This is a genomic window from Haliscomenobacter sp. (assembly GCF_041740695.1).
Lineage (GTDB): Bacteria > Bacteroidota > Bacteroidia > Chitinophagales > Saprospiraceae > Haliscomenobacter.
Window position 1 is genome coordinate 19153 of the sequence record NZ_JBGSLK010000063.1, and the last position, 24364, is coordinate 43516.

20 protein-coding genes are annotated in these 24364 nt (G+C 48.1%); 15 read left to right on the top strand and 5 right to left on the bottom strand.

The window, feature by feature from the left end; genetic code table 11:
* Positions 1–57 precede the first annotated feature (57 nt).
* The 5 genes from ACEW9O_RS13740 (at position 58) to ACEW9O_RS13760 (ending at position 6773) form a co-directional block, all read left to right on the top strand.
* On the top strand, positions 58–1710 hold the full coding sequence (locus tag ACEW9O_RS13740; RefSeq protein ID WP_373550745.1) for a serine hydrolase domain-containing protein: 1653 nt from the start codon (positions 58–60) through the stop codon (positions 1708–1710).
* Positions 1711–1824: 114 nt separating this feature from the next.
* Entirely contained in the window at positions 1825–3231 is a 1407-nt protein-coding gene (rlmD, locus tag ACEW9O_RS13745; RefSeq protein WP_373550746.1) for a 23S rRNA (uracil(1939)-C(5))-methyltransferase RlmD, read from the top strand.
* A gap of 134 nt (positions 3232–3365) precedes the next feature.
* Entirely contained in the window at positions 3366–3713 is a 348-nt protein-coding gene (locus ACEW9O_RS13750) for a hypothetical protein (RefSeq protein ID WP_373550747.1), read from the top strand.
* Positions 3714–3736: 23 nt separating this feature from the next.
* Positions 3737–4096, top strand: a complete 360-nt coding sequence (locus ACEW9O_RS13755) for a response regulator (RefSeq protein ID WP_373550748.1) — start codon at positions 3737–3739, stop codon at positions 4094–4096.
* Between the two features lie 178 nt (positions 4097–4274).
* Positions 4275–6773 (top strand): penicillin-binding protein 1A, encoded by a 2499-nt coding sequence (locus ACEW9O_RS13760; RefSeq protein WP_373550749.1) that lies wholly within the window; start codon positions 4275–4277, stop codon positions 6771–6773.
* A 39-nt stretch (positions 6774–6812) separates the two neighbouring features.
* Here the strand turns inward: ACEW9O_RS13760 and ACEW9O_RS13765 are convergent, their stop codons facing one another.
* The 4 genes from ACEW9O_RS13765 to ACEW9O_RS13780 all read right to left on the bottom strand — a co-directional run bounded on the left by ACEW9O_RS13765 (position 6813) and on the right by ACEW9O_RS13780 (position 11268).
* The gene (locus tag ACEW9O_RS13765; RefSeq protein WP_373550750.1) at positions 6813–8387 is read right to left on the bottom strand and encodes a D-arabinono-1,4-lactone oxidase; all 1575 of its coding nucleotides are present in this window, start codon (positions 8385–8387) and stop codon (positions 6813–6815) included.
* On the bottom strand, positions 8384–9394 hold the full coding sequence (locus ACEW9O_RS13770; protein ID WP_373550751.1) for a patatin-like phospholipase family protein: 1011 nt from the start codon (positions 9392–9394) through the stop codon (positions 8384–8386). The genes ACEW9O_RS13765 and ACEW9O_RS13770 overlap by 4 nt, the downstream gene beginning before the upstream one ends.
* A 34-nt stretch (positions 9395–9428) precedes the next feature.
* Entirely contained in the window at positions 9429–10115 is a 687-nt protein-coding gene (locus ACEW9O_RS13775) for a CPBP family intramembrane glutamic endopeptidase (RefSeq protein ID WP_373550752.1), read from the bottom strand.
* A gap of 112 nt (positions 10116–10227) precedes the next feature.
* Entirely contained in the window at positions 10228–11268 is a 1041-nt protein-coding gene (locus ACEW9O_RS13780; RefSeq protein ID WP_373550753.1) for an LD-carboxypeptidase, read from the bottom strand.
* 97 nt (positions 11269–11365) lie between these two features.
* Here ACEW9O_RS13780 and ACEW9O_RS13785 point away from each other — a divergent pair, with 97 nt between their 5' ends.
* Together ACEW9O_RS13785 and ACEW9O_RS13790 are read left to right on the top strand one after the other, a co-directional pair.
* Entirely contained in the window at positions 11366–13027 is a 1662-nt protein-coding gene (locus tag ACEW9O_RS13785) for an AMP-binding protein (protein WP_373550754.1), read from the top strand.
* A gap of 113 nt (positions 13028–13140) precedes the next feature.
* Complete coding sequence (locus tag ACEW9O_RS13790; RefSeq protein ID WP_373550755.1) at positions 13141–14367, top strand: T9SS type A sorting domain-containing protein; 1227 nt, start codon at positions 13141–13143, stop codon at positions 14365–14367.
* Positions 14368–14503: 136 nt separating this feature from the next.
* On the opposite strand, the gene ACEW9O_RS13795 is transcribed toward ACEW9O_RS13790, so the two are convergent.
* Positions 14504–16078 (bottom strand): M28 family peptidase, encoded by a 1575-nt coding sequence (locus tag ACEW9O_RS13795; protein ID WP_373550756.1) that lies wholly within the window; start codon positions 16076–16078, stop codon positions 14504–14506.
* A gap of 282 nt (positions 16079–16360) precedes the next feature.
* On the opposite strand from ACEW9O_RS13795, the gene ACEW9O_RS13800 reads away from it, so the two are divergent.
* The 8 genes from ACEW9O_RS13800 to wecB all read left to right on the top strand — a co-directional run bounded on the left by ACEW9O_RS13800 (position 16361) and on the right by wecB (position 24285).
* Complete coding sequence (locus tag ACEW9O_RS13800) at positions 16361–16897, top strand: ArsR family transcriptional regulator (protein ID WP_373550757.1); 537 nt, start codon at positions 16361–16363, stop codon at positions 16895–16897.
* Positions 16898–16908: 11 nt separating this feature from the next.
* Positions 16909–18108, top strand: coding sequence for an L-2-hydroxyglutarate oxidase (gene lhgO, locus ACEW9O_RS13805; protein WP_373550758.1), 1200 nt, complete (start codon positions 16909–16911; stop codon positions 18106–18108).
* A gap of 3 nt (positions 18109–18111) precedes the next feature.
* Positions 18112–19245, top strand: a complete 1134-nt coding sequence (locus tag ACEW9O_RS13810) for a DegT/DnrJ/EryC1/StrS family aminotransferase (RefSeq protein WP_373550759.1) — start codon at positions 18112–18114, stop codon at positions 19243–19245.
* Positions 19246–19375: 130 nt separating this feature from the next.
* Entirely contained in the window at positions 19376–20677 is a 1302-nt protein-coding gene (locus ACEW9O_RS13815) for a nucleotide sugar dehydrogenase (RefSeq protein WP_373550764.1), read from the top strand.
* Between the two features lie 50 nt (positions 20678–20727).
* Positions 20728–21255: a UpxY family transcription antiterminator gene (locus ACEW9O_RS13820; RefSeq protein ID WP_373550760.1), complete on the top strand. Its 528-nt coding sequence runs from the start codon at positions 20728–20730 to the stop codon at positions 21253–21255.
* 52 nt (positions 21256–21307) lie between these two features.
* Positions 21308–22360, top strand: a complete 1053-nt coding sequence (locus ACEW9O_RS13825) for an NAD-dependent epimerase (RefSeq protein ID WP_373550761.1) — start codon at positions 21308–21310, stop codon at positions 22358–22360.
* Positions 22361–22405: 45 nt separating this feature from the next.
* Positions 22406–23161, top strand: coding sequence for a tyrosine-protein phosphatase (locus ACEW9O_RS13830; protein ID WP_373550762.1), 756 nt, complete (start codon positions 22406–22408; stop codon positions 23159–23161).
* Positions 23162–23166: 5 nt separating this feature from the next.
* Positions 23167–24285 carry a non-hydrolyzing UDP-N-acetylglucosamine 2-epimerase gene (gene wecB, locus ACEW9O_RS13835; RefSeq protein ID WP_373550763.1) on the top strand — a complete coding sequence of 373 codons (1119 nt, stop codon included), beginning with the start codon at positions 23167–23169 and terminating at the stop codon, positions 24283–24285.
* Positions 24286–24364 lie beyond the last annotated feature (79 nt).

Genomic DNA, 24364 nt, shown 5'->3' on the forward strand with positions numbered 1-24364 from the left:
AGCGCCGGAGAAGCTGTTCTACCTGATTTTTGGGGCTTGAACTACAAAAACAGGATCATGAAAAGTTTTTTATTTGCCCTTTGTTTGTTGCTGGCAACTTTCACCCAAAGCATTGCCCAAAGTGTTGATATTGCCAAAATCGACCAATTGCTGGAATCCAAAATCAAAGCTGGCGCTCCAGGTTTGGCCGTGGGCATTATTAAAAATGGTACAATCGTGTACGAACGATACCTGGGGCTGGCCAATTTGCAGTACCAAATCCCGGTTGAGGCCCAGACCCGCTTCAACCTCGCTTCGGTAGCCAAGCAGTTTACGGCCTTGTGTGTATTAAAATTGGTGTTGGAAAACAAACTCTCCTTGGAAACCGACATCCGCCAGTATTTGCCCCAAATGTACCCCAATCTCAAAACCGCCATCCCCCTCAAAACCCTGCTCAACCACTCCAGCGGCATTCGGGATTTTTATGATTTGCTCAGCATCAGCGGCAAACCCTGGTGGCGGCAAGAAGGTCTGGACAATGAAGATGCCCTGGCCTTGTTGATGAAGCAAAAAGGCCTCAATTTTGTACCCAACACCGAGCATTGGTACAGCAACTCCAATTATACCTTGCTGGCTGAAATCGTCACCAAAGTCAGTGGAACCCCTTTCCCTGAATATGCCAAACAACTTTTTACGGACTTAGGCATGCCCAATACCCAATTCTGCACCAATTACATGCAGGTGATTCCCTTTCAGGCGCTGCCTTACAACGATTGGGGTGATGGCAGCTGGCAACAATATCCCATGATGACCAATCTGTATGCCGACGGCTTTTTGTACACCACTTTAAAGGATCAGTTGGTGTTCAAACTAGCCATTCAAAAAGCCGCTGCACAAGCCAATTCCCTGTTGAACAGTAGCCAAAAGCCAATTCCCAACACCCGCATTCAGGATTATGGCTATGGGTTGGAAATCAGCCCAATCAATGGCTATCCTGCCGTGCATCACTCCGGCAGTACAGGTTCGTACAATGCCCAGACTCTACGTTTCCCTGGTGAAAAATTGAGCTTCATCGTGCTGAGCAACAATGGCAACTTGTGGAGTGGTTCGATTGCCCGGCAGCTGGCTACCCAGATTTTAGGGCGTAAAAAAGAAGAACTTGCCTATGTTACCCGACCAGCACAAATACAAGCAGCTTCATCACCCAGTGACTTGGTTGGCCAGTACCGCAGCCTCGAAAACAACATCATTCGGATTCAGCTCAAGGAAGACAACTTGTACTGGCAGATGGACAACAACAACCCGCGCAAACTGATTCCCGAAACGGGCAATTTATACCACTGGGACATTGATGAAGACTGGAAAGTAGCCTTCAACAATAGGCCAGATTCGACGAGTACCATGGTGCTGTATACCAAGTCGGAGCAGCCAGAGGTACTGAAAAAACTCCCTCCTTTCTCCCCTTCCGATGCCTACTTGCAGGCTTGTACGGGTAAGTATTTCAGTGCAGAGCTGGACTTGAATTTTACCATCAAATTGTCGCCTGAAAAGGGCTTGATTTTTAAACGAGAAGGGGGCAAAAATGAAATCAAGATCGAGGTAGTGCAAAAAGGGGAGCTTCTGGCATCGGATTACAAAATGAGACTGGAAACCGAAGCCAATGGGCGGGTGATTGCCGTGTTGCTGACTTATAATCGGGTGAGAAACCTGCGATTCGAGAAGATGGATTAAGAACTACAAGACAGATCAGTTCTAATGTGAGTTATTGGGATAGGATTGTATCTTCGCGTTTTGTAGTGGGGCAAAATGAACCCTTATTTTTTATCGCCCCTTTAATTCAAATGGATGGCCAGAAAGAAAAAAGATGTAATCCTTTCCAATGTGCAGTTTTTCGGCATTGCTGATGAAGGAAAAGCCGTAGGTAAAACCGAAGACGGACAAGTTGTATTTGCCAAAGGGGTGGTGCCAGGCGATAGTGCGGAAATTTTGGTGCTCAAAAAACGCAAAGGTCGCATCGAAGGGCTCCTGCAATCGATTACTACTTATTCGCCCCATCGGGTTGAACCAGCCTGCCAGCATTTTGGCACCTGTGGCGGCTGTAAATGGCAAAACCTGGATTATGCTACACAATTGCAGCAGAAAGAGATAGTGGTAGAAAATGCCCTGACCCGTTTGGGTAAAGTGGAAGTAGGCGAATGGTTGCCAATTCTTGGTGCCGAAAGCCCCTTTTATTACCGCAACAAAATGGAATTTGCCTTTTCTTGCAAAAGATGGCTGACCAACGCCGAAATCAAAACCGGGATCAGTAACGCCGCCGACGTACTGGGCTTTCACCCTGCCGGAGGTTTTGACAAAGTAATCAACCTCGAGCACTGCTGGCTCCAACCCGACCCTTCCAACGAAATCCGCAACACCGTACGCAGCATTGCCCTGGAGCAGGGACTGAGCTTTTACGATGTCAAAAAACACGAAGGTTTTATGCGCACCCTCATGCTGCGCATCACTACTCTGGGCGAAACCATGGCGTTGATTTCCTTTGGTGAAGACAATCCCGACTTGCGCAAACCATTCCTGGAGGAAGTCCAACGCCGTCTGCCCCAAATCACCACCCTACTGTACTGCATCAACCTCAAAATGAACGACACCATTTGGGATTTACCAGTACACAACTGGGCAGGTAAGGGTTACGCCGAAGAACGCCTGGGGCATGTCGTTTTCCGCATTGGACCCAAGTCTTTTTTCCAGACCAATACCCGGCAGGGGCAAAATTTGTACGACGTCGTAACCCGCTTCGCCAACTTACAAGGCCATGAGAATGTTTACGACCTGTACACCGGCATTGGCAGCATTGGTTTGTATGTAGCCAAGAACTGTAAACAAGTGGTGGGCATCGAAGAAGTGGCCGCGGCCATCGACGATGCCAAGGTCAATGCCCAGATCAATGGGGTCGATAATGTGCAGTTTTATGTAGGGGACGTACGGGCCATTCTGACCGCCGATTTTGCAGAAAAACATGGCAAGCCAGACCTCCTGATCACCGACCCCCCACGTGCAGGGATGCACGAAGACGTGGTGAATATGCTGCTTGAACTGGCTGCCCCCCGCATTGTGTATGTGAGCTGTAACCCGGGTACCCAGGCACGCGATTTGAGCCGTTTGGCCGCTAAATACAAGGTGCTTAAAGTACAGCCTGTAGATATGTTTCCCCACACGCATCACATTGAGAGTGTGGCATTACTTGAATTAATTTAAGTTGAGGAAAGTTGAGTAGGTTTAGGAAAGTTTAGGCTACCGCGAGCGATTTTGACAATGTCCTTGTCAAAGTCGCTCGCGGTAGCCTAAACCTTCCTAAACCTCCCTAAACCTTCTAAACCATCATAACAAAAATGACGCTTTACGAACGCCTACCGAAGGAACTCGCCTCCTACCAAAAAATGATGGGACAGGCAGCGGATACCATCATGGACGAAGACGTATCACGCTATCCAATTTTTGCGGTGCACCAACTGGAACTGGAATTGGGTATTCTTCTAATTCAACGCAGTGACAACGGCGCAAAATGGTCAATTCATGCTTCCACACTGGAAGAAATGGTCACCAAAAAACTGGTACAAACGGATCGGATAGACGATTTTAGGAGAGTCTACAAAAATCCACGCGAGTTTTTTTGCCTGTTTGTACTCAGTGATGAAGGTGCCCAGTTCATCTTTTTGCCACGCGAAGACGACGTTTAAACCCATTATCAAAAGCCCAACTTATGAAAGTATTGATTTGTGAAAGTGAAGAAATCCTATTGGCGGCCATAGAATTTCGCTTGAAAAAAATAGGGCTGGAAGTGGTTTACAGCAAAAAGAGAGGCACCATTTTGGAGGCGATCAGTATGGAAAACCCCGACCTCATCATCGTAGACGCGGACATGGGCAAGCAGGCAGGTTTGGAAATCATCCAACAAATCCAGGATCAGAATCCTGCTGCCAATATTTTATTGCTGATCGATCCCGATCTGGAAGAACAAACCATCAAGGCGCTCAAAATGGGCATTGTGGATTTTTTATCAAAACCATTCAAACCTGCCGAGCTGATTTTGCGGGTTAAAAAAGCACTCAATGCCCTGTAATTCACAAGATAACGTGGAAAACGGAGCAATTTTGTGAAAAAAAACTGGCACCTGAAATAGTTAAGAGGGCTGGGTTGGCGTTAATTTCATCCACAATCTTTTTAACTTTGTGAAACTCTTGCTGTGGAACAGTTGAATCAAAACAGGAAGCAGCACTGGGTCTAATCATGGAAAACCTATGGAAAGTATCAGCGAGTGGCTACGAACAATTGGGCGTTACATTGGCCAAGGGCTTGATCCACTTTGGCAATCATTGCGCAGTGTGTTCATTTGGCCAATCACCTGGAAAGTTGCACTAGGCTACCTCACGGTTGGATTTGCGGGCATCGGCCTGGGTCTGGTCGTCCTCATTACCTTAGTAGCAGGTGGTTTTTTTGGCTACATTCCCCCCAAATCAGAATTGCGACTAGTGCGCAATAGCACCGCTTCCGAAGTATATTCCCGCGACGAAGTACTGATTGGACGTTACTTCCTCACCAACCGGGTCAATGCCGAGTTGGACGAAATATCGGACACCCTGGCCAATGCACTCATTGCTACCGAAGATGCCCGCTTTATGAAGCACAGTGGCATTGACATGCGGGCTTTGTTTCGGGTATTGTTCCGTTCCTTGATCCTCAATGAAGAATCTTCTGGTGGAGGCAGTACACTGAGCCAACAATTGGCCAAAAACCTATACCCACGGCGCACCTTCCGCATTGCTACCATGCTCCTCAACAAAATTCGGGAAATGATCATCGCCCGCCGGATGGAGGATGTGTATACCAAAAAAGAATTGCTGGGCATGTACCTCAATACCGTGCCCTTCAGCGAAAATGTATACGGTATTAAAGTAGCCGCGCAACGTTTTTTCAATAAATCGCCCAAAAACCTCAAGATTGAGGAAGCCGCTATCCTCGTGGGAATGCTGAAGGCAACTACTTCTTACAATCCACGTACCAACACCGAAAAAGCTAAAGAACGCCGCAATCTGGTCTTGGAGCGCATGCACAAGTACAAATACTTGACGGATGCAGAACTGGATTCCTTGGCTGGTTTGCCCATACAATTGGAATACGACTCTCTAGAGGTACAAAACGAGGGGTTGGCCACCTATTTCCGTGAATTTATTCGGATGGAGATGGAAGGGGTGCTCAAAAACTTCAAAAAAGCCAATGGGCAACCTTATAACCACTACACCGATGGGCTGAAAATTTATACCACCATTGATGCACGTTTGCAAAAACATGCCGAAGATGCGGTGAATGAACAATTGCCTAAAATTCAGCGTCGCTTCAACGGTGAATGGAGCAACCAGGATCCTTGGGAAAAGCCAGAAAATTTCCGCAAGATTCTGGAAGCAAACCCCATTTATAAAGATTGGAAGGACAAAGGGTTTTCGCATCAAGGCATTATGACGCGAATGAGCGAAAAATATCCGATGGAATTGTTCGATTGGAAAAATGGTTCGATTCGTCGGGTGATGAGCCAACTGGACTCCATCAAGTATTATCTGCACCAACTGAATACCGGTTTGGTTGCTGCTGACCCTGAAACCGGGGCCATACGTGCCTGGGTAGGTGGGTTTGACCATCAATTTGTGAAATACGATCACGTCAAATCTCGGCGCCAGGTGGGCTCTACCTTCAAACCCATCCTGTATGCACAAGCAGTGGAAAGTGGGATGGATCCTTGCAAATACTTCCCCAACCAGCCCAAAATGTACGCCGAGTACGAGAACTGGCAACCCAAAAACTCCGACAACAGTTACGGTGGTGGTTACTCGCTGGAAGGTGCCCTGACCAAATCGGTCAACACCATTTCGGTACAAATCATCATGGAAACGGGCATCAACCCCGTGCGCAACCTGGCTGCCGACCTGGGCATCAAAACCAAAATACCTTATGCCCCTTCGATCGCCCTGGGCACTTTGGAAACTTCCCTGATGGAAATGGTACAGGCCTATTCGGCTTTTGTCAACCGTGGCATCAAACGCCCTTTTTATTTCATTGAACGAATTGAAACCGCTGACGGCGAATTGATCGCCCAATTTGGTCCCAATAAAAATGTAGAACCCGAAAAACGGGTCCTCTCCGAACGCACTTCAGACATCATGCTCAAAATGATGCGCTCGGTCACCTCAGGTGGTACGGCATCCAGCGTGCGTTGGAAGTTTGGTATCAACAGCGATTTTGCGGGCAAAACCGGAACAACCCAAAACCAGTCCGATGGCTGGTTCATCGGCCTCACCCAAAAGCTGGTCGCTGGTGTATGGGTAGGCGGAGAAAGCCCGTTTATTCACTTCAAAAGTTTGGACTCGGGTCAGGGTGCCGCCACGGCACTGCCGATTTGGGGTTCCTTCATGAAGCGGGTTTACGAAGATCCAAAATTCAGCTCCTGGAAAGAGGCGAAAATGGCGGAATTACCCGACTCGGTGAAGTACCGCATCAACTGCGCCCACCGCATTTGGTATCCTTCGGATTCTCTCTTGTTGGACAGTTTGGCGCGTATGAAGGCAGAGCTGCAACAATTCAATGCCGACAGCTTGGAGATTGAGTCGGATCAGACTCTCTCCCCAGAAGAAAAAAAAGAGAAGCGCCGCAAACGTAGAGAAGAGAAGCAATTGGAAAAAATGATCAAGAAGGAGGACGATGAAGAAGGGGGGAATGATGGAAATGACGGTAACGACGGCAACTAGTGCAAGGTCAAATAAAAGGCTAAAAATGGGTTTGAGGCATTACCTCAAACCCATTTTTGTTACAAAATCACTCAAAAAGGTGCCTTTTGGATCCAGTTTATTCCTGATCTCACGCCATTTTTCTGACATCGGATAGTGCTCTTTGATAAAATCTCGGCACCCGTAGATGTAATCGTTTACTTTACCCCAATGCGGAACCCCATCATGTTTATTCACCACATACTCTTGGGTGAACTGCATGATTTCAGCCCTTCCCCGCACATCCTCCAGCGTTGGAAAATCTACAAACATTTTTGGGCCATCATAACAAGGCGATAAGTAGGCTTTGGATTGTTGTACAAAACGAACCGGAATATGGGAGGTTTGGTACAACCCATGGTCATGACAACAGCTATGGAAATGCCCACAAGCCCCGTCGATGATTTTAACCAATTTTGGGTAATCCACATCAAATGAAAATTCGGAGCTGATGCCATGTTTGCGCAGCGCAACCCCACTTTGGTAAAGGACCCTGAAGCTTTTCCCCACAAATAACTCATCACTGGTGAATTTGATGGCCGAATTGATCGACGCAGGGGCACCGCTAATTTTGCGATTCAGCGAACGAACGACCAACCAGGAGAAAAGTCCTATGCCGCCGCCAATATAGCCCAGCCAGTTTTTGGTGCGCGCCTTGAGTCCACGTTCGGGAGGGCGTTCACTCCATTTGTATTTTTTTTGCATCGCCAGCGCGCACAAACGCACTTCTTTGCGCAATTTTTTGGAATACGTTTTATAGGGATTTACCCGGAATGAAACAAAGTCGTATTGCTCTTCCACCAGCTTTTTGAAGTAGCCGTTCAACAGTTGAGGCTTTAATTCGCTGTCCCAATCTACTATAGTCCGGTTTTCTTTGATCCAATAAGTAGGGCTCACTTCCAGCACCAACTCATAAATAATGCCCATTGCACCAAGGCCAAGTACAACGCTGTAAAACAACTCGTCATTTTGTTCCAACTTGATGGTCGCTCCATATTTCGCTTTAAAAGCTATGGGATCAGTAATGCCATCTGTGGGTTCATATTGAGTGACCAGACCTCCAGTACCAATGATCACAAGGGATCTAACCATATCTGGAAAAGCAGGTTGATGGATACCCGTTCCGTGGGTGCCTGTTGATAAAGCGCCTGAAACGGTTTGCCAATCAAAAGCCCCCATGTTGTCCAATGCAAATCCTCTTTTACCAGGAGATTCTTTGATCCTATTCAGTGCTTTATTTAGGCATTTGATCCGAATGCCTGCCTGCGCTTTTACAAAATAACGATCTTCACCAGTTGGGTGCTTGAGCGCATTAGGGTTTAGCGCTTCCTCGTATAAGCCACAGGCATTGAGGCGAAACATTTCCATAAAATAATCCTTCCGTGCTGGCTCGGCTACCCGTGAAAACGAATGCCCCGCCCCTACTGCCCTCACCCTGCGCCCTTTGGATTCGGCATCTTGAATGATCTTAATGATGTCTGCTTTTGAATCGGGTTTAAAGGTAAACTCAGGAGTAGCCACCACGTTGCGGGTAGCATTGTACCAGGTCTTGTCAAAAAAAGAAATAAAACTCAAACGTGGATCTAGTGCTTTCATGGTTGGCCGATGAAGTTTTTGATGTTGGTTCCTTCCGCTAGATAAGTCAGGTGGGCATATTCACTGATTGCACGAAGTTGGACATCATTCCGAACATCAATGGCCAGTTTTTGACCGCGCAGTGCCTTGGGAGAACCAGGGGCATTGTAATTGACATTGATGCGCAGGTATTGATCCTTCGAAAACACTTGGTTGAGGTAATACTGCGTAGCCACCATTTTGGTTTCGATGACCATCGGGGCCAGGTGGTTCATCCAGCGGGCCAGGCCCCAGTTGCCTTTGCCAATTTTGCTGGAGGGAACGAATGATTTTTCATCCGAACCACAACCCAGGGAAAGGATTTTTACATCGGCTAGCTCAGCTCCCAGGCCACCGTTTTCTGGTTTACCCAAGGCATAAAACAAACCTACCAAAGCCGGATCATTGGCATAATTCCCTCCCTCTACAAATCCGTCATAAATGGGCAGGTTCATAATCGCCGCCGAGGTTTTCATCGCCACATCGACCAGTGCTTCTCCGGCATACTCCGCATCCCGATTGTTGTACACGACGACCTTGAATGCCTTCATTTGACCATCGGGCAGCTCTGGGTTCAATTCCAGGGTTGGGAATAAAAACACTGGTACTTTAATGTTGTACTCCTGGAGCTTTGTATCAACTTCCCCGAGCGTTTTTGTTGCCCCAAATTTTTCTGCGAGCAATTCTTTTAGGTTGGTATTTCGGTATTTGGGGGCAAAAATATTGAGCACATTCCACACGCCTCGGAACAGGGTTCTTGGCAAAATGTATTTTGAGCGATGCAAATAAACATCGGCGATGTCTTTGGCACTCATCCCGGCGGCCAGGCCCGATGCAATGATCCCTCCAGTGGCCGAGCCCACAATGACATCAAATAATTCAGGGATTTTTTTCCCGGTCTCTTTTTCAAGGCATTCCAACAAAGTGGCGGGAAAAAGACCTCGTGTCCCGCCCCCGTCGATCGATAATATTCTGATGGTTTTTGACATGTTTAGTGTTTTAGGTGTCAGTTATAAGAGCACATCACAGCAGGCCCTTTACTTGCATTTCCGGGTGGTGATACAACGAAATCCATTCATTTACACAAGCATTGATCACATGGATCAAAAAAGCAGCATAAAAACCACCACTGGAGTAGCTGACGAGGGAAAGTACAACGGCAAAAATGGCCGCCCCAAGCATCATGGCTCGACCCTGGTCAAAATGGGCAAGGGTATACAAAACGACATTGATGATGATTGCCCAAAACAGGCCAAACTCGGCAATACAAGGAAACAATAAAAAGCCTCTAAAAAAGAATTCATAAGCAAACAGGTAGATGACCCAACTCAGGGTGTTCAAAATCACCAAAGACCAGGTCCAATGCCGTGCGCGAATCTTGGGGTTCTGCCAGAGGTTTTCCTTTTTAGGGCCAATCCACAACATCAAGATAGGGAGGACGATCAATGCAGCAAAAATCCAGTTTTTACCAGCTGAATTGAGGCTGAAATTGATGCCAACCTCAGCACTAGAAAAACCCATCCAGCTGCGTGCAATCCAATAGGTAAATACACCCAAAAACAAAAGACCAGAGAACCGATAAAAAAAGTATTCCCCAATCCGATTGGCCGGGCGGCAAAAACTGCGGTGAAAAACAACCTGGTGCAACAGATGCCAGGTCAAATAAATCAGAACGACGCTCGATAGCAAGTAGAGTGTTTTGGTGTCCATGGTGCTGAGGTTTTGACCAATACAAAGTTATGTCTTAACTATTTGTAATGCGCTGAAATTTCACGACACCTCATGTTTTTATGATAACAATAAAACCACAATAATAAAATCGTCATTTGACCCCGCTTTCCAACAACCTCAAAGTTCTCGCCTCCGTATCCAATTCCGCCATCACCCCCAATGGCAAAGTACATTGCTGCGAAATATGTCCAAACGAAAGCCCATACGCTGCAGGGACCGGTATTTCCGCCAAACGATCAATCACCGTATCCTGCAAAGACAGGGAGTTCTCCCCTTCATCTGGGCCACAACCATCAAAAATACCCAGGGCAAAACCAGCAGCCTGGTGCAAATTGGACGATTGCCGCAATTGGGTCAACATCCGATCTATCCGGTAAGGGCGTTCCTCGATATCTTCCATAAAAATAAGTTTATTGGTAGCATCCAGTCCAAACTCAGTACCCGCCATAGCCGCCAGGAGCGAAAGATTTCCACCTTGCAATTCCCCCTGTACCCGCCCTTTGCGCAGGGTGAAATATTTGTACAAATCATCCTTGGGTTCCAAATAAGCCTCAGCCAATGGAATGGTGTGGGGCGAACGTCCTTCCATTACCACCGCCCTGAAATGTTCCACCGTGTAGGGATTAAACGTGGAAGAAGCTACTGGGCCATGAAAGCCGATCAAACCGGCCCGCTGCAAAAAGGCCAGATGCAAGGCAGTGATGTCACTATACCCGATAAAAACTTTAGGATTTTTTCGAATCAGTTGGTAATCGATATAAGGCAGCAGCCGAGTGCAGCCATAACCGCCACGAGCACACCATACTGCTTTGACTTCAGGGTTAGCAAAAGCAGCGTGTAGGTCTTCCAGTCGCTGGGAATCGGTTCCAGCTACAAAGCCATATTTGGCGCGCATGTTTTTGCCGGGAGCAATGCGCAAGCCCAGCTCTTCCAGGTTTTTCACTGCCTTTTCCAAACCTGAATCGGGAATGTAACTTCCCGGGGTGATCAAGGCCACCAAATCGCCTTCTTTCAAACGATGGGGCTTGAGCAAGGCTGGCCGTTCAGGACGGCGATTGCTCTTTTTGCCATTCATGACAAATGGCAAAAAAGTACCCAAAGCCAAATTGCGGGTAAAAAATCGGCGATTCATAGCTATTGTTTTTAAGCATTCCTATCGCAATATTGTTATTTTTGCTTTGACAGGCAAAAAAAAAATTACAAATTCATAAAGTCTCATACACTGATCCATGAGTGAATTTCGCCCTTGGCTAAAGAAATACCCACACGGTGTTGCAGCCAATATCAATACCGAAGAGTACGCTACCGTGGTAGACTTACTGGAAAAGGCTTTTACGAAGTACGCCAAAAAAACCGCCTTTACCTGTATGGGCAAGTCGATGACCTATGAGCAAATCGACCGTTATTCCCGGGATTTTGGGGCTTATTTGTTGTCCAGAGGGCTAGAACCTGGCGATAAAGTAGCCATCATGATGCCCAACTTGTTGCAATACCCCATTGCCTTGTTTGGAGCCATGCGGGCGGGCTTGGTAGTCGTCAACACCAATCCGCTGTATACCCCACGGGAAATGGAGCACCAGTTCAAAGACTCAGGGGCCACCGCCATCATCATCGCCGAAAACTTTGCTGCCAACCTGCAAAAGATCCTGCCCAATACCGCCATCAAAACGGTGATCACCACCAGCATCGGCGAACTCCTGGGTTTCCCCAAAAAAGTAGTCGTCAACTTTGTGGTGCGCAACCTCAAACGAATGGTGCCCAAATACGAAATCCTCAACACAGTTTCGTTTACCGAAGCTTTGGCTCAGGGTAAAAAATTTCAGATACCGCCCCATACTGGCAAGCCCGATGATGTAGCGGTATTGCAATACACTGGCGGCACCACGGGGGTGTCCAAAGGTGCCATGTTGACCAATGGCAACTTGGTAGCCAACATGCTCCAGGTAGCCGCCTGGTGCAAACCTTTTTTTAAAGAAGGAGAAGAAGTGGCCCTTTGCCCTTTGCCCATGTACCACATCTTTGCTTTTACGGTCAATGTCCTGTCGGTCATGAGTATCGGTGGGCAAAACGTACTGGTGACCAATGCCCGGGACATTCCATCGGTGGTCAAAGCACTAGAGTCGCATCCGATCACTTTGATCACCGGGGTCAATACGCTTTTTAATGCCCTGACCAATAATGCGGAATTCCTAAAACTCGATTTTAGCAAACTCAAAATTAGCGCTGGAGGTGGCATGGCGGTCCAAAAAGCCGTAGCCGAAAAATGGCAACAGGTAACGGGTTGTTACCTCTCAGAGGGCTATGGCATGACCGAATCCTCACCCGTTGCGACGAGTAATCCCTACGATGGTTCGGGTAAAATTGGTTCCATCGGCATTCCCTTGCCTTCTACCGACCTGCGCATCGTGGATGACCAGGGCAACGTAGTTGGGCCCAACCAAATTGGGGAAATCCAGATCAAAGGCCCCCAGGTCATGAAGGGCTATTACAACAACCCCGAAGAAACCGCCAATGCCATCGTCGATGGTTGGCTAATCACCGGCGATATTGGCCTGATGCACGAAGATGGCTACTTCCAGATCGTCGACCGCAAGAAGGACATGATCCTCGTGTCGGGTTTCAACGTATTCCCCAATGAAGTGGAAGATGTCATTGCTGCCCACCCCAAAGTGTTGGAGGTGGCCGCAATCGGCATCGAGGATGCCAAATCGGGCGAAGCGGTGAAAGTATTTATTGTAAAAAAAGACAAATCGCTCAGCAAGGACGAGGTGATTGCGTATTGTAAAGAAAACCTCACTGCCTATAAAGTACCCCGTCTGGTGGAGTTTCGGGATGAGTTGCCCAAAACAAATGTGGGAAAAATTTTGCGCAGGGCATTAAAAGATGCCTAGGGCGATAAAAAAATAAGTGCTCATTTTGCCCCACTACTAGATTTTTGCGTTTGATGAATAGACCTTACTGTTTAAAGGTTAATGGCTGATAAGGCCCCTATAAACCAAAAACCATGAACCGATTTATCTTACTCCTCTGGGGCTGCTCTTGGCTTGCTCCACACTTTCTTTTGTCCCAAATCACTGGGGGCGATGGAAAATTATTGCGCATCGAAACGTATCGCAATTATACCGCGACTGATTCCACCGCTTTTCAACGGACGCGGTACGATTATCCCATTCCAACCCAACGCATCGAAACCAATGACCAGTTTGAGGAAGGTTTATGGGTGCCGCAAACGCGCTTTAATTACACTTTTGACGCTTTGGGGCGAACGATAGAGACCATTTTGGAACGCTACGACCCTGGGGCTAAAGCTTTTTACCCTCAAATCCGTACCCAAAGTTTTCCCCGGGGCAATTCGCTCACTCAAGTGGATTCGGTATTTACCTACAATTGGTCCGACGGGCAACAGGCATGGGAAGTATACATTACTCAAAGGAATCGTTTTAATGCCCAAAATCAATTGGTTGAAACCGAAACTGCCATTGCATTTTCTGGCCAGAGTTTTCGCAACCGCGACCTGAGTTTTTATGATGCCAATGGCAACAATACCCGGGTTGAAAATTATTCTTTCCTCAACGGACAGTTTACCCTTTCGGGGTTTACCAATCGATTTTTTGAAAACAACTTGTTAAGCGGCACAACCAGTTATAGCGCTGTTCCACCCAATGATTCACTACCACTAAGCCGCAGTGTAAATACCTATGCGGCCAATAAACTCCTCAGCAGCGCCGAGGGTTTCAGCTGGGATCCCATCAGCAAAGAATGGAAACAAAGCAACAGTTCAGTGTATACCTATACTGCTGAGCAACAACTTCAATCTCTGCTGATTACTGTAATCATCAATGGCGAAGCGCAAAAAAGCCGGGTTGACCTTTATTATACTACCAATGGAAGCATTGTTAGAGAGGAAAATTTTAAAGGGAGTGGAACACCTACTGAATGGGTATTGGATACAAAGAAGTTTTATTACTACGATTTGGCTTCTTCCTTACACGAACCTAAGTTTTCTAAAAAACTGTTCAAAATCAGTCCCAATCCCAGTACTGACGAAGTTCGTTTGGACTTGCCATTGGGCGCCAGCTTCCAGGTCTTCAATGCCGGGGGGCAATTGCAGGCTTCTGGCTTGATGAAGGGTCAAAAGACTGTGGATATTCGCAACTGGCCCAGTGGGATGTATTGGGTGGTGGCACGCCAGGAGGCAGAGATTCTATTGGGAAAAATCATCAAACCCTAACTAAGGTGTACCTTCAGTGTCTTAGGTTTCTTAGTTGGTGAAAGATTTTGTTCTTTTTCACCACCTAAGAAACCTAAGACACTGAAGAAATCACCTTAGAAATGATGCACAACAGCACTAAATCTAGCGATAAGCCTCAATTTGCTTTCTTATCCACCTTGATCCGCTGCTCCCGATTCGCCAATTCCCAAGCGGTGTGGAACACCAAATTCCCTATCTTAACCATCTTGTCAAAATTGATTTTATCCGGTGTATCGCTGGTGCGGTGGTAATCCGGGTGTACTCCGTTGAAGTAAAAAATGGCGGGAATGCCGTTTTTAGCAAAGTTGTAGTGATCCGAACGGTAGTAATAGCGGTTAGGGTCCTTTTCGTCGTTGTACTTGTAATCCAGGGTCAGTTTGGTATAAGTTGAATTGGCCGTTTCGTTGATCTGGTGCAATTCCGAACTCAGGCGATCGGCACCAATCACGTAGATGTAGTCAGGATTGTCCTTGTGCTCATCGTCTACCCGGCCTACCATGTCCACGTTCACGTTGGCGACCGTATTGGCCAAGGGGAAAATCGGGAACTGCGCATAGTACTGCGAACCCAACAAACCCTTCTCTTCACCCGATACCAACATACACAACACACTGCGCCGGGGGCCAACTCCCGCTTTTTTAGCCTCAGTCATCGCCTGGCAAATTTCAAGGACAGTGGAAGTCCCGGAAGCGTTATCGTCAGCACCTGGATACATGTCTTCGCCCCGTTTGCCCAGGTGGTCGTAGTGCGCGGTGACGACTACGTATTCGTCCTTGAGTTTGGGGTCGGAGCCCTCGATGAAGCCCAATACATTGGCCCCTTTGAGCTGGGTGTAATTTTTTTCCGCAATAATATTTACAGCACACTTGAATTCCACATTGCGTGGTTTGCCTTTGCTTTCAATTTTGTCGCGTGCACTGGTGATTTTGCCCACCATGCTGCCAAACATACTTTTGGCCAAATCCGTGGTGATGAAGTAATTGGGCGCAAAATTATTTTCAGGGTCTTCGTCCTTGGCCATGTCCATCCGCGAATTGAGGATGGCTTTGCGCGCTTCAGCGACATTCTCCTTGAACTTGCGGTCGATGATGAACAGGGCCGCAGCGCCATTGGTCTTAGCGGCACGAACTTTTTTGCGCCAGTCACTCGCCCACTCGGAAGGGGTGCTGGTACCCGTGATGTTGGACTTGCCGCCCTTCATGGGTTCGCCATCGTATACTACAACCAGTTTACCTTTCACGTTGACGCCTTTGTAGTCGCTGTATTCCGGGGCGTCGATGCCAAAACCGAGGAAGATGGCATCTTCAAATTTGGCTTCAAACTGCTTGGGGTTGGTAGCAGGGTAAGTGTAATAATCCCAGAGATGGCGCAGGTCTTTATCGGCGTCTTTCATCTCGATTTTGCGCCAGCTTTGATTGGTAAAGGTGATGGATTGGAAATAGCCTCCATTCTCACCTACGGCGGGCAAACCCCAGGATTTCATTTGTGCGGCGATGTAATCTGCGGCGCGGCGTTGGCCTTCGGTGCCGGTTTCCCGCCCTTCAAATTCAGCCGAGGTGAGTTTGAACAAATGTTGGCGCAGGTCGTCGGCGCTGATGGTGTTGGCAAAACGCTGGGCGTTCTGATCTATTTGTGCCCGCAGGGCTATGCCCAAAAGCAAGAGCAAACTGAGAACAAGTGGTTTTTTCATACTACTGTTTGATTGACACTGTGTTAATTGGCACTGTTTGATCGGCAGATGCCGTTGGTGGTGAACAATGGGTGATTGTTGGAACGAAGATAGGGATTTGTGGGAATTTTGGAGGGATGGTACGCTAAAGTGGCGGCTTTGATACATTTAGCGAAGCTAGTAGTACTGATTATTCCTGGCGTTTTAGGCTCAATAAGGCAAAGTTTTATTAAACATTGAGCAACTTTTCTACTCATTTTCGCGTTATATTTATGTTTCCAAACACCACTGAAGTCCACTTCAATGATCGAAGCGCTCATTTCCTCCAAAACCAGAATCAAGCTGCTGTTGAAATTTTTCCTCAACAGCAACACTACAGCCTATTTGCGGGGTTTGGAAACTGAGTTTGGCGAATCCACCAATGCCATTCGGCTGGAATTGAACAACCTGGAGCAGGCCGGCATGCTCGTGTCGGAACTCAGTGGCAACAAAAAAATCTTCCGGGCCAATACCCAGCATCCCCTTTTCCGGGAAGTCCATACCATTTTGATGAAGTACCTGGGGCTCGATCAAGTCATCGAGAATGTGGTCAAACGCCTCGGTGAGGTGGAACAAGTATTCCTCACTGGAGATTTTGCCCGGGGTTTGGACAGTGCCATCATTGATTTGATTTTTGTAGGCAATATCGATCAGCATTATTTGTTGCAACTGATCGAAAAAGTGGAAACCCTGGTTAAACGCCGCATTCGTTACATCATCTATACCCCCAGCGAATACGCAGGGCTGGTCAAGAGTCAGTTAGAGGTTGAACCCCTACTGCTCTGGTCGGATCTGGATTAAACATCAGGCGCATGAACAAAGCAATACTCATCATTGGAGGCGGAATTGTCGGCCTCGCCACTGCCTGGCGCCTGCTGGAAGCGCGACCGGATCTGAAGGTGACGGTGCTCGAAAAAGAGCAGGAACTGGCCGCGCACCAAACCGGGCACAACAGCGGAGTCATCCATTCCGGCATTTATTACCGCCCCGGCACCTTACGCGCGCGAAACTGCATGGAGGGTTATGGCGAGTTGTTGCGCTTTGCTGACGAACACAACATCCCTTACGATATCTGCGGTAAAATAATTGTCGCCACCCGCCCCGAAGAATTGCCCCAATTGGATCGGATTTTGGGGCACGGTCTCCAAAACGGACTGACCGACATCCGCCGCATCAGCGCTGAAGAAACCCGCGAGCGCGAGCCCCACGTCAACGTAATTGAATCCCTCTGGGTGCCCTCGGCGGGCATCATCAACTACCGCAAGGTGGCCCACAAATATGCGGAATTGATCCAGGCCAAAGGGGCCATAATCCGCAAAGGATTTAAAGTGGAATCTATCCAACGCAGCGATAAAGAAATCGTCGTGCGCAGCCAAAACGACGAAGTGCGCGGAGAGTTACTGATCAGTTGCGCCGGATTGTACGCTGATAAAGTGGCCAAAATGACCGGGCAACAAATCAAAGGGGTACAAATCATTCCCTTCCGCGGCGAGTATTACGAGTTGAAGCCGGAAAAGCAATATCTGGTCAACAACCTGATCTATCCAGTGCCCAATCCGGAGTTTCCCTTTCTAGGCGTGCACTACACGCGCATGATTGAGGGTGGGATCGAAGCTGGGCCAAATGCGGTACTGGCCTTCAGCCGAGAAGGCTATAGCCGCTGGGACATCAATGTAGACGAGTTGGCTGAGACCCTGACCTATCCCGGTTTCCTGCGCCTCGCGGCCAAACACTGGCGTTATGGTCTGGGCGAAATGCAGCGCTCCTACTCCAAAACTGCCTTTGTCAAAGCCTTACAGCACCTGATCCCCGAAGTAGGTTTCGACGACCTGCAACGCGGCGGCTCGGGTGTACGCGCCATGGCCTGCGACCTCGAAGGCAAATTGATTGACGAATTCCTCATTTTTGAGGACCACAATATCATTAATGTATGCAGTGCCCCCTCTCCGGCTGCCACCGCCAGTTTGGCGATTGGTAAGACGATTGCGGAGAAAGCGCTGACAAAGGTTTAAATTATGCACGCCATCCAAATGGTTGACCTGAAGCGGCAGTACCTGAAGATCAAAGACGAAATTGACCAGGGTATTTTGGAAGTACTCGATACGACCGCTTACATCAATGGACCCAAGGTAAAAGCTTTCCAAGAAGGACTGCAGCAATACCTGAGTGCCGCACACGTCATTCCTTGTGCCAACGGCACCGATGCCCTACAAATCGCCATGATGGCGCTCGACTTGCAGCCCGGCGACGAGGTCATTGTACCCGCTTTCACCTACGTGGCCACCGCTGAAGTCATTGCCTTGCTGCGTTTGAAGCCCGTTATGGTGGATGTCGATTACGACACCTTCAACCTGACGGCGGAACTCATTGCCAAAGCAATTACCCCCCGCACCAAAGCCATTGTGCCAGTCAACCTCTTTGGCCAAAGTTGCGACCTGGAGCCGATCATGGCCCTGGCCGAGAAACATGGCCTCTGGGTCATCGAAGACAATGCGCAGGCTATCGGGGCCGACTATACTTTTAGCGATGGCCACACGGCCAAAACGGGTACCATTGGCCACATTGGCTGTACTTCGTTTTACCCATCCAAAAACCTGGGTGCGTACGGCGACGGTGGTGCCATCAGCACCAATCGGACCGATTTGGCCGAAAAGATGCAAATGGTGGCCAATCACGGGCAGGTGCGGCGCTATTACCACGATGTGGTGGGGGTGAACTCGCGTTTGGATGCCATCCAAGCCGTGGTTCTAGGGGTTAAACTCAAACGTTTGGATGAGTACGCCGCCGCCCGCCGGGCAGCAGCGGATTTTTATGATCAGGCCTTGGCCGGGCTGGACTGGATTCAAACCCCAGTGCGCCACCCCAAGTCTACCCACGTTTTTCACCAATATACTTTGTTGGTCAAAAATGGGCAGCGCGATGGCTTACAAACGTATCTTCAACAAAAGGGTGTACCTACGATGATTTATTATCCGGTACCGCTTTACGGCCAGGATGCGTTCCGCCCTTTTACCGATCTGACCCATTTGCCCGTCACGGAACAATTGTGTCAGGAAGTATTGTCCTTACCCATTCATACCGAATTGGATTTAGAACAATTGAATTACATTGTTGAGTCAGTGAAGAGCTTCGGGGCGATAAAAAAATAAATGTTCATTTTGCCAAAGGATTATATAAGTAAACGGTTCATTTTAAGTGTCTTATCTAATTCTTTGGCTCAAAAAAAATGAACATTTATTTTTGCCCACTAATTTAGCCTTTAGCTTGAAAGCGAACGAGATGGGGATTGAAGATTTTGTACAAAAGAAGAAGTTGATTTCAGTCATAGGATTGGGATACGTGGGTTTGCCTTTGGCCCTGGTTTTGGCCAAAAAATTCCGGGTCATTGGTTTTGACATCAATGCAGCACGGGTGACTCAAATGCAAGCAAGTATTGATCCCTCGCAGGAGCTTACTGCTGTTGCGTTCAAAGGAGCGGACATCCAGTTTACCCACCAGGTTGAAGATTTGCAACAGGCACATTTTCACATTGTAGCTGTGCCAACCCCGATTGATGAGCACAACAACCCCGATTTGACCCCCTTGCTTAAAGCCTCCCAAACGGTGGGCAAGCAGTTGAAAAAGGGCGATTATGTGGTGTTTGAATCAACGGTTTACCCTGGGTGCACCGAAGAAGATTGTGTACCTATTTTGGAACGGGAATCTGGTTTGAGTTTTGGTCTGGATTTCAAAGTAGGTTATTCTCCAGAGCGCATCAATCCTGGGGACAAGGAACATACCGTTGAGAAAATCCTCAAGGTAGTCTCTGGCAGTGATGATGAAGCGTGCGAGTTGATTGCCCAGGTATATGGCAGCGTCATCGAAGCTGGAGTATACCGTGCCAGTTCCATCAAAGTTGCCGAAGCCGCCAAAGTGATCGAAAATACCCAGCGCGACCTCAACATCGCTTTTATGAATGAACTTTCGGTGATTTTTGACCGCATCGGCATTGATACCCGCGAGGTATTGGAAGCTGCTGGAACCAAGTGGAATTTTTTAAAATTTTACCCTGGTCTGGTAGGTGGGCATTGTATTGGGGTTGACCCTTATTACCTGTTGCACAAGTCAAAAGAATTGGGTTACAACCCACAGGTGATCACAAGTGGCCGCAAAATCAACGATGAGATGCCGGCCTATGTGGCCAAGCGCCTCGTTCAAATGCTCATCCAAAAAGGCAAAAACCCTGGACAATGCCGGGTATTGGTATTAGGGATTACCTTTAAGGAAAACGTGGCCGATATCCGCAACTCTAAAGTGGCGGATTTGGTCCGAGAACTGCAGCAATATTCGATCACCACCCATTTGGTAGACCCCTTTGCGTCTGCCGCTGAGGTGGCACATGAGTACAAACTAAGCCTGATGAGTGAACCCGAAGAAAATTACGATGCTGTCATCATTGCCGTAGCCCACCAGCAGTTTGTGGAAATGAACCTGGAAGCGCTGCGCAAACTGATGAACGGCAAACCCCTGTTGTTGGACCTTAAAGGCATCCACTCTCGTAAAGCGGCGGATGAATTAAATATTGCCTATTGGCGTTTGTGATAACATCAATATCCATTTAGGCTAAACAACCAGTATAAACAACTAAAACTATGCTTGACGCTTCAGAACCTCGCTGGTTTGCGGTATGCACCCGATACAAGCGAGAAAAATTGGTGAGCAAGTACTTGTGCGACAAGGGAATCAAGAGCTACCTCCCCTTGCAGAAGGTCACCCGTATGTATACGCGCAAGATTAAAAAGGTTGAACTTCCGCTGATCAACTGCTACGTTTTTGTACAAATCGTCAAAGACCAGTACGTACCCGTGCTCGAAACCCCCGATGTAACCCATTTTGTCAAAATCGCCAAAGATTTGATCTCCATTCCCGAAGTTGAAATTGACATCCTACGGCGCGTTACGGGCGAGATTGCCAATGTGGAGGTGGATCCGGGGGTTTTTAAAATTGGCGAAGAGGTTGAAATCATCAGTGGTAGTTTGTTTGGCCTGCGCGGCAGATTGTTGCAAGGTTTGGGCTCCAAAAATTTTGTGGTCGAGCTGGAAAATCTCGGCTATTCCCTACGCATGCAGATGGCCCCGGAAATTTTGCGGCCTCTGTCTGGCAAACGGGGGGCAGCTTAATGTGCTGATGTGTTAATTTGATCATGGGATAACGCATTAATTATTGAAGGCAATGAAACGTATTTTAGTGACCGGCGCAGCTGGTTTTATTGGTTTTCACTTATCCAAAAAACTGCTGGAACGCGGGGATGAGGTAGTAGGTTTGGACTGTTTGAACGACTATTACGATGTTGAGTTGAAATATGCCCGTTTGGCCCAATTGGGCATTGATCGCAGCCAAATTGAGGCGGGCGTTTTGTGCAAAAGCACGCAATTCCCATTTTCTTTGATTCAACTTCAATTGGAAGACCTGGCGGGCTTGGAAAAACTATTTCAGAGCCAAAAATTCGATGTAGTTGTCAATCTTGCTGCCCAGGCGGGCGTTCGATATAGTTTGATCAATCCACATGCCTACATCAATAGCAATATTGTGGGCTTTGTCAATATCCTGGAATGTTGTCGACATCAACAAGTGCAGCACCTCGTGTATGCCAGTAGTTCCAGCGTGTATGGGCTGAATAGCGAGATGCCGTTTTCTACCGCCCACAATGTGGATCACCCGGTTTCTTTGTACGCAGCCAGCAAAAAGAGCAACGAATTAATGGCGCATACTTATAGCCATTTGTTTGGGTTGCCTACCACTGGTTTGCGTTTTTTCACCGTGTACGGCCCTTGGGGCAGGCCAGATATGGCCCTATTTTTGTTTGCCAAGGCCATTTTGGCCGGAGAACCCATCAAGGTGTTCAACCAGGGGCAAATGATTCGAGATTTCACCTACATCGATGACATTGTTGAAGGCATCATCCGAGTAGCTGATCGCCCTCCTGTGCCCAACCCGAACTGGAACCCGGCGATTATGGATCCGGCCCATTCCAGCGCCCCCTACCACGTGTACAACATTGGCAACAATCAGCCCGTTCAATTGGCGGAATTCATTGAAGCCATTGAACAATCGCTGGGTAAAAAAGCCCTCAAAGAGCTTTTGCCCATGCAACCCGGCGACGTAGCAGCTACCTTTGCGGATGTGAGTGATTTGGAGGCTGATACGGGGTACAAACCAGCCACCTCGGTTCAAACCGGGATTCAACGTTTTATTGACTGGTACCGCTGGTATTATCAAGCATAGGACAATAAAAAAATAAGTATTTCATTTTGCCCCACTACTAAGCGTATGTTTGGAAAATTGTTCTCGCGCAGTTCAGCTCATGCTACCCAACCCAGCGACTTCTCGGTGCTGGGGATGGACATGCATTCACACCTCATTCCTGGGATTGACGACGGTGCCAAAACCATGGAAGAAAGTCTGGATCTGATTCGAGGACTCATCCAATTGGGCTACAGCGGCGCAATCACAACGCCCCATGTGATGGGCGATTATTATCCAAACACTGGAGTCATCATCCAAACCGGCTGGGAAGAACTGCGCCGCGCCATCCGCCAGGCTGGTTTAAACTTCCGACTGGAAGCCTCAGCAGAATACAATCTGGATAGCTATACTGCCGAATTGTTTGCGCAAGGGGATATTTTGCCCATGCCCGGCAAACGCATTTTGGTGGAATTGTCTTTTTTTGGGGCACCTCCCGACCTAGAAAACCGCATTTTCCAGTTGCGCCTCCAGGGGTATTTCCCCATTTTGGCCCACCCAGAACGTTACAGCTATTACATCGGTAACCTTAGTGCGCTGGAACGCATCCGTGACCTGGGCTGCGACTTACAAGTCAACATCCTCTCCCTTACTGGGCACTATGGACCCCAAGTAGCGAAATGGGCAAAAACCTTACTCGACAAAGACATGGTAAGTTATCTGGGGACGGATATGCACCATGTCGGGCACTTGCAGGAGTTGCAAGCTGCGCTCCGGCAAAAGGACATTTTGCGGATTTTGCAACGCCATACCTTTAAAAACCAAGACCTACTCAATTTATAATCCACATGAAAATCCTCAACATCGTTGGCGCCAGGCCCAATTTTATGAAGGTTGCTCCCTTGCACCGCGCTTTTCAAGCCCGGCCAGAACTGGAGTCCAAAATTGTACACACCGGGCAACATTACGACGCCAAAATGAGCGACGTGTTTTTTACCCAGCTCGAATTGCCCACTCCCGATTATTTTTTGGGCGTAGGTGGGGGATCACATACCCAACAGACGGCCAAAATCATGTTGGCCTTTGAAGAGGTTTTGCAAAAAGAACAACCCGACCTGGTTTTGGTGGTTGGCGATGTCAATTCTACCATTGCTTGTGCACTGGTGGCCGTAAAAATGAACATCCCGGTAGCCCACGTTGAAGCGGGATTGCGCAGCGGCGACCGGGGCATGCCCGAAGAAATCAACCGGATTTTGACCGATAGCATTTCCGATTATTTGTTTGTTACAGAAATGAGCGGCATGATCAACCTGGCCAAAGAAAATGTGCCCGATGAGCGCATCTTTTTTGTCGGCAATTGTATGATTGATTCGCTGGTGCATTACCAGGCCCGGGCACAGCAGTTGAGCTACAGCGCGGTTTTACCCGATAAACCAGCGATACAAGACCAGAGTTATGTTCTGATGACCATGCACCGCCCATCCAATGTTGACTTTGTGGAGGGTCTGACGGCTATACTCAGTATCATTGAAGATGCTGTGCAATACCGCCAGGTGGTGTTCCCGGTGCATCCACGTACCCTCAAAAATTTAGAGAACTTTGGCTTACTGGAGCGTTTTGGGCGCATTCCGAATCTAATTACTACGGAGCCATTGGGTTATCTGGAATTTTTGCGCTTGATGGAAGGCGCGGCACTGGTGATTACGGATTCGGGCGGCATTCAAGAGGAAACGACTTTTTTACAAACACCCTGTCTGACTTTCCGCAGCAGCACCGAACGCCCCGTTACCGTAGACTTAGGCACCAACACCCTGCTAGCCGACCTCAACCCCGAAACCGTCCATCAACACATGCTGGAAGTGTTGGAAGGTCGAGGAAAAAAAGGCAGCATTCCACCCCTTTGGGATGGTCGGGCAGCGGAGCGAATAGCCGATATTTTAATCGATATTTTTGAACATAAACGATAATTTGGTTGAGGAAAGTTGAGGAAGGTTGAGAAGGTTGAGGCTGCCGCAGTGATGTTGTCAATGACGCTGCGGCAGCCTC